This is a genomic window from Accumulibacter sp. (assembly GCF_029255285.1).
GTDB lineage: Bacteria > Pseudomonadota > Gammaproteobacteria > Burkholderiales > Rhodocyclaceae > Accumulibacter.
On sequence record NZ_JAPUVI010000009.1, the window covers coordinates 1 to 8,145 of the forward strand.

The following is an 8,145-nucleotide window of genomic DNA, read 5'->3' on the forward strand; positions in this document are numbered from 1 at the left end:
CGCGACTGCTGCTCGCGCATACGCTCCACCATCTTGTCGGCGCGTTCCGGCGTCGTCAGCTTGGCCCATTCCTCGGGATTGCGGGGTTCGGGCTTGGCCATCGGATGTTCGGAGTCCATCAGTTTTTTCCAGGCGATGTCCTGATCGGGCGTCAGCTTCAGTGCGTCATGCAGCGTCTTGTGGTGCTGTGCCATGCGCTCGCCGCGATATTCCCAGAAGTCGCCGTGCATTGCCGCGGGGCCGCAGTCCGGCGGCGCAGCCATTGCGGGTGTGGCGAGGATCCCCAGGCTGGACGCCAGGAAGATGGAAGAGGCGAAGCTGCGATAGGTGTTCATGTGGGATCTACTCATTCAAATGTTTGGCATGGGTTTTCCGTCGCTCCTGGCCGCTGTCTGCCCTACGCCAGTTCTGCCGACGGTACAATGCTGGGCAATTGTCGCAAGGGCTTCCGTCTGCTGGCGTACATAGCCCGCGCCTCCCGGTACACGCCGGATGTGCGGCGTGTACCGGGAGGCGTGGCGTGGGCTGCCGTTTCCCCCAAAGCGCGCTGGCGTACGGATCGGATCGCGGGATGCGGCGATGATCTCTTGTGAGATTCATTCAGACTGCAGCGGCAGCCGTCTGACAGTAGCCTGTGAATCTTCACTTCCTGGGGGACGCTCATGAGATGGCGCAATAGCACGGACCGTTACGGATCGCTGTCGATCGGGCTGCACTGGTTGATGCTGCTGCTCTTCGTCGCGGTGTATGCCTGTATTGAGCTGCGCGGGTATTTTCCCAAAGGAAGCGATCCGCGCGAGGCCCTGAAGACCTGGCACTTCATGCTCGGCCTGACGGTATTTGTCCTCGCCTGGCTGCGTCTGTTGGTACACGTCACCAGCCTCGTGCCGCGCATTGAACCGGATCCGCCAAGGTGGCAGAAGCTGTCCGCCAAGCTGATGCACGCGGCACTCTATGCGCTGATGCTGGGCATGCCGCTGGCCGGATGGCTGCTACTCAGTGCGGCAGGAAAACCCATCCCGTTCTTCGGTCTGCAACTGCCGGCGCTGATCGGTGCGAGCAAGAGCCTGGCCGATCTCATCAAGGAGATACACGAGATCGGGGGCACGGTCGGCTACTTTCTTATCGGCCTGCATGCCGCCGCCGCCCTGTTCCACCACTACTTTGTACGCGATGACACGCTGCGGCGAATGCTCCCGAGCCGGGATTGAGTTCGAGCGACGCACCGAGATCACCACCCGATGAGCGCTGGGCGCCGTCATGGCGAACGTCACCGCACCGACCGTATTGGCTGGCTGCGCGCTGCCGTACTCGGGGCCAACGACGGCATCGTCTCGACGGCCAGCCTGTTGGTCGGCGTGGCGGCTGCCAGTGCTGCTCCCGGCAACATTCTGGTCACCGGTGTTGCCGGCCTGGTGGCAGGCGCCATGTCGATGGCCGCTGGCGAGTACGTCTCGGTGCATTCGCAGGCGGATACGGAACAGGCCGACCTGTCGCTCGAGCGCGCCGAGCTCAAACGGAATCCCGTTGCCGAACAGCAGGAGTTGAGTGGCATCTATCAGGCGCGGGGACTCGATGCCGACCTCGCACAGCGGGTGGCTCAGCAACTGATGGCGCATGACGCACTCGGGGCGCATGCGCGTGACGAGTTGGGTATCTCGGCGACGCTCAGCGCTCGGCCGGTGCAGGCGGCACTGGCGTCCGCCGCCAGCTTTGCGATCGGTGCGGCGCTGCCTCTGGCTGTGACGGCACTGGTTCCGGTGAGCATCCTGATTCCCTGCGTGTCGGCGACGTCGCTCGTGTTCCTGGCCTTGCTGGGTGCCGGTGCGGCCCGGGCCGGCGGTGCCAGCGCATTGATCGGCGCCTGGCGGGTGACCTTCTGGGGCGCGCTGGCGATGGTGATCACCGCCGGTGTGGGCACTCTGTTCGGTGCCGTCGTTTGACACGTCGCGCTTGACGTTCAGGACGTGGGAGATTTCCGGGGCGTACAGCGAGCGCAAGCGACTGCTGCTCGTCTTCACGCTACGCAGGTCAAAAACGAACTTGCGCTGCGCCCAGGTCGTAGCGCGCTTCCCAGGCTCGTCTTGGCGCCACTCTCCAGCGTGGCCGCGGCAAGCGCCTATGTTGGTCGGCGCACAGAACAGATCGCCGTTTGCTGTCAGGCTTTCCGCATCGTGTATACAGAATCCACGGTACGGGCCGATGCTGGCTCGCGTAGCAGAGGTATCAACCGACCAGTCAGGAGTTCAGGATGAACAAAGATGAAGTTGCAGTTGCCGCAGGCAACATCAGCGGCAGCATGTCGAAGGCCCAGTACAAGGCAGCCAGGGAACACATTTCCGACCAGTACAAGAAGGACCGGGCAGCCTACAAGGCGATGACGGGTAACGCAAAGCATGTTTGGATCGAAGAAGCCAAAGGCCGCGAAAGGATCGCCGAGGCGGAACTCAAAGCGAGCTACAGTCCTTCCGACCAACATCGGCACGACCTGAGCAGAGCGCGGATTGAAACCGCGCATGCGGTGGCCAGGGAAACGTGCGATAGCCTGTCCGGGAGCGCCAGGGCCGTGTGTCGCAACGAGGCGAAGGGTGCCTACCTTGCCGCCAAGGCAGAAGCAAAGCTGGCAGAGCAGACCGTCAAGGCGGCGACTCGAGACGATGCCCAAGAGGCTCGCCGGGATGCAGTTTGACTGGAGTGAGCCGCACCACCGGTCGGCAACCTGATCCTTGAGGAGGCGCCATAGCCTCGGCTACGGCGCGGGCCACTCCCTCGTCAAGGCGGCGGGGTACCGTCCTGCCATTCCTGGTCGGTACGGAAAACGCGAATGACACGGGTGCGTTTGTTGCCGCAGTACTTGTCCACCTGAACCATGACCGGATAGAGTTCCGCGAGCTTGGAGCGCGCTTCGGTCTCCTGCTCGAAGGTCAAGACGGCGCCGTCGCTGCCGCGCACGTCAGACCAAAGCCCATGGTCGTCTTCGATTTCCATTTTGAACATTGTCTTTCTCCTTGAAAACAGGTGCGAGTTAACCTGAGAGCAGGTCTACTCATGCCGCAGCGCTTCGATCGGGTCCATCTGCGCTGCCCGCCGCGCCGGGAAGTAGCCGAACAGCACGCCGATGCCGGCCGAGAACACGAACGACAGCAGATTGATCGCCGGATCAAAGAGGTACGGCACGCCCATGACACCGGCGAGGACGAAGGACGCGGCGGTGGCGATGACGATGCCGACGACGCCACCGAGTGCCGCGAGGACGACCGACTCGATCAGGAACTGCAGCAGCACCTCGCGCTCGAGCGCGCCGATGGCCAGGCGCAGGCCGATTTCGCGGGTGCGCTCGGTAACGCTGACCAGCATGATGTTCATGATGCCGATACCGCCGACCAGCAGGCTGACCGCCGCCACGGCGCCGAGCAGGGTGGTCATCACCTCGGTCGTTCCCGATAGCGTATCGGCGAGCTGCTGGGTGTCGAGGATGTTGAAGTTGTCGTCGTCGGCATCGGCGAGCTTGCGCCGCTCGCGCAGCAATTGCCGCAGGCTGGCCTTCAGCCGGGTGCTGTCGCTGCCGTCCTCCATCGAGACCAGCAGCGTACCCACCTTCAGGCTGCCGGTAACGCGGCGCTGCAGCGTGCGCAGTGGCACCAGCACCGTGTCGTCCTGATCGTTGCCCATCGCTGCCTGGCCCTTGGACGCCAGCACACCGATCACCGTACACGAGAACTGCTTGATGCGCAGCGACTCGCCGAGGCCAGCCAGGCCGACCCGGCCGCCGTAAATCTCGCGCCGCACGGTTTCGCCGAGGATGCACACGGCGGCGCCGGCGCGCTGCTCGTCGTCCTCGAAGAGGCGCCCGGAGGCGAGCTTCCAGTTGCCGGTGGCGAACCAGGCATTGCTGCTGCCGGTGACATTGGTGGCCCAGTTGCGGCCATTGCCGACGACGGTGACGGCGCTGCGGCCTTCCGGCGCCGCTGCCGCGACGCCGCCGATCTGTGCTTTGATGGCGGCGGCGTCGGCTTCCTTGAATTGCGGTGCGCCGGCCGCGCCGCCCGGTCCCTGGCGCTGCCCGACGCGCACCATCAGCAGGTTGCTGCCGAGGCTGGCGATCTGCGTCTGCACCGCCTGCGTCGCGCCGTTGCCCAGCGTTACCATCGTGATCACGGCACTGACACCGATGACGATCCCCAGGATGGTCAGGAACGAGCGCAGGAGGTTGCGACGGATCGAACGTAGCGCCAGGAAGAGGGTGTTCCAGAGCATCAGGGTTTCCCGGCCGCGTCCGGGGCCTCTTCGACCGGGTGCGGGTTCGCGGCATCGCTGGCAATATGACCGTCCACGAAGCGCACCAGGCGCCGCGCGTAAGCCGCCATGTCGGGTTCGTGGGTGACCATCAGCACGGTGATGCCGTGCCGCGCGTTCAGGCCGCGCAGCAGTTCCATGATCTCCTGGCTGCGCTGGGTGTCGAGGTTGCCGGTCGGTTCGTCGGCGAGCAGTACCGCCGGTTCGCTGACGATGGCGCGGGCGATGGCGACGCGCTGCTGCTGCCCGCCGGAAAGTTCCGCCGGCGTATGCTGTTCCCAACCGCCGAGACCGACCGATTGCAGTGCGCCGGCGGCAGCCGCATGCCGCACCGGCGCAGACTCGCCGCGGTAGAGCAGCGGCAGTTCGACGTTTTCCTGCGCCGAGGTGCGCGCCAGCAGGTTGAAGCCCTGGAAGACGAAGCCCAGGTAGCGGCGGCGCAAGCGCGCGCGCTGGTCGCGCGACAGCGCTTCGACATGCGCGCCGTGGAACAGATACTGCCCGGCACTCGGCGTGTCCAGGCAGCCGAGAATGTTCATCGCGGTCGACTTGCCGGAGCCGCTCGGCCCCATGATGGCCACGAACTCGCCGGCGCTGATGTCGAGATCGATGCCTTTCAAGGCCATCAGCTCGGCCGCACCGCTGCCGTATACCTTGCTCACGCCACGCAGACGGATCAGCGGCGTGCCGCTTGCGACCGGCAGCGCGGCGGAGGCAAGGGCGCCGTGCGGCAGGACCGCGCTCATTTCGCCGCCGCCGTCTTCTGGTCGGTGATCACCAGCATGCCGACTTCCAGCTCGCCGCCGGTGATCTCGGTCATGCGGCCGTCGCTGATGCCCGGTGTGACCGCCAGCGGTACCGCCACTTCATCGCGCAGCACCCATACCTGGCGCGCCGCTGCGGTGCTGGCGCCGGCCGCTGCCGACTTGCGCGTGTTGGTTCTCGGCCGGCTGGGTATCAAGCTGGCGACGATGCCACCCTTGGCGGCCGCCTGGCCGTCGCCCGCCGTGGTCGGCGTGAAACGCAGCGCGCTGTTGGGCACCAGCAGCACGTCGTTACGCTGGTTGGCGGTGATCGTCGCGGTGGCCGTCATGCCGGGGCGCAGGCTCAGGTCGCTGTTGTCCACGTCCAGGTAGGTGAGGTAGGTGACGACGTTGTCGGTGATCGTCGACCCGAAGCCGACGCGGGTGATGCGCGCCGGGTACTGCCGGCTCGGGTAGGCGCTGACCGTGAAGTGGGCGTCCTGGCCCTTGGCCACCGAGCCGACGTCGGCCTCGTCGACGTACACCCACAGGCGCAACCTGACCAGATCTTCGGCGACCGTAAACAGCGTCACCGCCTGCAGCGACGCCGCCACTGCGTTACCGGGGTCCACACTACGCGTCAGCACGACGCCATCCGATGGGGCGCGAATCGACGCCTTCGACAGGTTGATCTCGTCGAGAGCCAGCGCCGCCTGTGCGTCGTTCACGCCGGCGCGGGCACTCGCAGCGTCGGCAGTCGCACGTTCAAGTGCCGCATGGGCGGTGTCAAGTTCGGTCCCGGCCGGCAGCTGCCCGGCCGAGATGCGCGCCACTTCGTCCAGGCGTGCCAGGCCGGCCCGCGCTTCCTTCACCGTCGCCAGCGTTTGCGCGACCTTTGCCGTCGCCGCAGCCAGCGCGGCGCGTGCGCGCAGGATCTGGTCGCGGAGCTTGGCCGTGTCGAGTTCGACCAGCACCTGGCCCTTGTGGATCAGGTCATTGACGTCGACGTTGACCTTCAGCACCGTACCCGAGAGTTCGCTGCCGATGCTCGTCGAACGCGTCGGCTGCAGCGTCCCGTTGGCGGTGACGGTCAGCGTCAGGTTGCCGCGCGCCACCGTCTGGGTGCTGTAATTCGGCGCCGCGTTGGCGGTCCGGCGCGCCTGCCACCACCACAGCCCGCCAGCCGTCAGCGCCAGCACCAGCATCCCGGCCCACAGCGCGGGGCGGCGATACCAGATGGGCGCAGCGGGTTCGGCGAGCAGTGTCGCGAGGTCGGCGTCCTTGCCCGCGTCCGCGGGTGGCGTGACGAGAGGGGCAGAGGCTGGGTCGGGTGAGTTGATCATTGGGCGGATCGCGGTGTGTCGGCGAGAGGGACAGGTGGCGCATCCTGGTCGGCGGCGCGCCAGCCACCGCCGAGTGCCTTGTACAGGCGGACGTGGTCGGCGGCGAGCAGGGTGCCGGTGCTGGCGACGCTGTCCTGGGCGGCGAGCTGGGTGCGCTGGGTGTCGAGCACGGTCTGGAAGTCGATCAGCCCGCTGGCGTAGCGCTGGCGCGCCAGCAGCGCGGCGTTGCCGGCCGCTGCGGCGGCGCGCTGCAGGTAGGTCAGGCGTTCGCGGTTGGCGCGCAGCCCGACCAGCGCGTCTTCGACATCCTTCAGAGCCGCCAGCACCGTCGCCTCGTAGGCGCTGCGCGCTGCATCCAGCACCGCCTGCTGGGCGCGCACCTGGGCGCGCAGGGCACCACCGTCGAACACCGGCAGCGACACGCTGGCCAGCAGCACGCTGACGACCGAGGTGCCGCTGCCGAGCGCGCCCAGCGTCAGTGCGCTGAGGCCCAGCGAGCCGCCGAGCTGGAAGTTCGGCAGCAGCGCGGCATCGGCCTGTGCCACGCGCGCCGCCGCTGTCGTTACCTGATATTCGGCGGCGCGTACGTCGGGTCGCTGGCGCAGCGTCTCGGACGGGATGCTGAGGATCAGCTCATTGCTAGGTTGGGGGACGGCGGTCGGCGCGGCCAGCACGCTTGCCAGGGCGGCTGGCGGCTGGCCGGTGAGCACTGCCAGCGCGTGCGCGAGTTGCTCGACGCCGCTGCGCAGGGCCGGCAAGCGGGCGCGGGTCTGCTCCGCGAGACTCAGCGCCTGCTCGCTTTCCAGCGATCCGGTCAGGCCCGCCCGCAGGCGCCACTGGGAAATCTGCAAGGTTGCCAGTTGGCTGTCGAGGTTGTCGGCGGCGATCGCCAACTGCGCCTGCGCACCGCGCAGGGTGATGTAGTCAAGCGCCACCTCGGCTGCGATCGACACCTGCACGTCGCCCAGGCTGGCGGCACTCGCCTGGACGGTGGCGTCGCTGGCGTCGAGCGCACTGTGGTTGGCACCGAAGATGTCGAGCTCCCAACTGGCGTCGAAACCGGCTCTGAAGTTGTTGACAGCGGGGTTGCCGCCGGACTTGCTGCGTTGCGCCAGGGCCGCGCTGCCAAGCGTCGGCCACAATGCGGCCGCCGCGACATCGCGCAGTGCCCGCGCCTGTCGTAGCGCCGCCTGTGCACCCCTGACGCTAGTGTTGGCCGCCAGCGCTTGAACGACGAGGCTGCCAAGCAGAGGATCGTCGAAGCGTAGCCACCACTGTGCGAGCGAGGAGCTGGCGTTCGTCACGCGGGCTTCGGTCGCACTGGACCAGGCGTTTGGGACAGCGAAGGGGAGGAGGGCGGAATCCTGCGGCGGCACCGACGTGCAGGCGCACAGGAGCAGCAGCGAGCCGACGAGGGTCGGGCCGCGCAACGGGTGCGCCACGGCGGTACGGCGATCAACGGACAGGGCATTCATGATTGAGGCAGGCAGCGGGCGTTGTGGATCGTGTGCATCGGCGGTTTGCCGGGTACTTGGTGCGCCGGGTGTCGCCAGAGATCGCAGCTATCGGACCGACGAACGCATCCTGCGCGCTTGCACCTGCGGCGGTCTGTACTGCAGCGCACAGATGTGCCTGGGTGGCCGCTTGTGTGCGGCAGCGGACAGACGGTGCCGGCAGTTGCCTCTACGCTGAGCCTTCCGAGCCAACATGTGGCGTCCCTTGTTCGTCGCAGGCAATGCACAGAGCCTGCGCGCAACGCGCTC

Annotated in this window: 8 protein-coding genes and 1 pseudogene; 3 read left to right on the forward strand and 6 right to left on the reverse strand. The window is 67.0% G+C overall.

Annotated features, from left to right (window positions below; genetic code table 11):
• Positions 1 to 335, reverse strand: a pseudogene (locus tag Q1M07_RS00825) (Spy/CpxP family protein refolding chaperone); the annotation flags it as partial.
• A gap of 327 nt (positions 336 to 662) precedes the next feature.
• On the opposite strand from Q1M07_RS00825, the gene Q1M07_RS00830 reads away from it, so the two are divergent.
• The 3 genes from Q1M07_RS00830 (at position 663) to Q1M07_RS00840 (ending at position 2,689) form a co-directional block, all read left to right on the forward strand.
• Complete coding sequence (locus Q1M07_RS00830; RefSeq protein ID WP_034911991.1) at positions 663 to 1,211, forward strand: cytochrome b; 549 nt, start codon at positions 663 to 665, stop codon at positions 1,209 to 1,211.
• A 30-nt stretch (positions 1,212 to 1,241) separates the two neighbouring features.
• Positions 1,242 to 1,943 (forward strand): VIT family protein, encoded by a 702-nt coding sequence (locus Q1M07_RS00835; protein ID WP_034911994.1) that lies wholly within the window; start codon positions 1,242 to 1,244, stop codon positions 1,941 to 1,943.
• A 308-nt stretch (positions 1,944 to 2,251) separates the two neighbouring features.
• On the forward strand, positions 2,252 to 2,689 hold the full coding sequence (locus Q1M07_RS00840) for a hypothetical protein (RefSeq protein ID WP_300449325.1): 438 nt from the start codon (positions 2,252 to 2,254) through the stop codon (positions 2,687 to 2,689).
• 83 nt (positions 2,690 to 2,772) lie between these two features.
• Here the strand turns inward: Q1M07_RS00840 and Q1M07_RS00845 are convergent, their stop codons facing one another.
• From Q1M07_RS00845 to Q1M07_RS00865, 5 genes are read right to left on the reverse strand one after another with little or no spacing between them, the layout of a single operon-like run.
• Positions 2,773 to 2,997, reverse strand: a complete 225-nt coding sequence (locus Q1M07_RS00845) for a hypothetical protein (RefSeq protein ID WP_034911997.1) — start codon at positions 2,995 to 2,997, stop codon at positions 2,773 to 2,775.
• A 45-nt stretch (positions 2,998 to 3,042) separates the two neighbouring features.
• Complete coding sequence (locus Q1M07_RS00850) at positions 3,043 to 4,257, reverse strand: ABC transporter permease (RefSeq protein WP_034912000.1); 1,215 nt, start codon at positions 4,255 to 4,257, stop codon at positions 3,043 to 3,045.
• A complete protein-coding gene (locus tag Q1M07_RS00855; RefSeq protein ID WP_034912002.1) occupies positions 4,257 to 5,042 on the reverse strand; it encodes an ABC transporter ATP-binding protein in 786 nt (261 codons plus the stop codon). Before Q1M07_RS00855 ends, Q1M07_RS00850 begins: the two co-directional genes overlap by 1 nt.
• Positions 5,039 to 6,382: an efflux RND transporter periplasmic adaptor subunit gene (locus Q1M07_RS00860; RefSeq protein ID WP_034912004.1), complete on the reverse strand. Its 1,344-nt coding sequence runs from the start codon at positions 6,380 to 6,382 to the stop codon at positions 5,039 to 5,041. The genes Q1M07_RS00855 and Q1M07_RS00860 overlap by 4 nt, the downstream gene beginning before the upstream one ends.
• Entirely contained in the window at positions 6,379 to 7,857 is a 1,479-nt protein-coding gene (locus Q1M07_RS00865; protein ID WP_300449329.1) for an efflux transporter outer membrane subunit, read from the reverse strand. The genes Q1M07_RS00860 and Q1M07_RS00865 overlap by 4 nt, the downstream gene beginning before the upstream one ends.
• Positions 7,858 to 8,145: the final 288 nt, after the last annotated feature.

Excerpts from the sequence above, each read along its gene's own strand:
- Q1M07_RS00830 (WP_034911991.1), top strand. The coding sequence starts at position 663 with ATGAGATGGCGCAATAGCACGGACCGTTACGGATCGCTGTCGATCGGG.
- Q1M07_RS00835 (WP_034911994.1), top strand. The coding sequence starts at position 1,242 with ATGAGCGCTGGGCGCCGTCATGGCGAACGTCACCGCACCGACCGTATT.
- Q1M07_RS00840 (WP_300449325.1), top strand. The coding sequence starts at position 2,252 with ATGAACAAAGATGAAGTTGCAGTTGCCGCAGGCAACATCAGCGGCAGC.
- Q1M07_RS00845 (WP_034911997.1), bottom strand. The coding sequence starts at position 2,997 with ATGTTCAAAATGGAAATCGAAGACGACCATGGGCTTTGGTCTGACGTG.
- Q1M07_RS00850 (WP_034912000.1), bottom strand. The coding sequence starts at position 4,257 with ATGCTCTGGAACACCCTCTTCCTGGCGCTACGTTCGATCCGTCGCAAC.
- Q1M07_RS00855 (WP_034912002.1), bottom strand. The coding sequence starts at position 5,042 with ATGAGCGCGGTCCTGCCGCACGGCGCCCTTGCCTCCGCCGCGCTGCCG.
- Q1M07_RS00860 (WP_034912004.1), bottom strand. The coding sequence starts at position 6,382 with ATGATCAACTCACCCGACCCAGCCTCTGCCCCTCTCGTCACGCCACCC.
- Q1M07_RS00865 (WP_300449329.1), bottom strand. The coding sequence starts at position 7,857 with ATGAATGCCCTGTCCGTTGATCGCCGTACCGCCGTGGCGCACCCGTTG.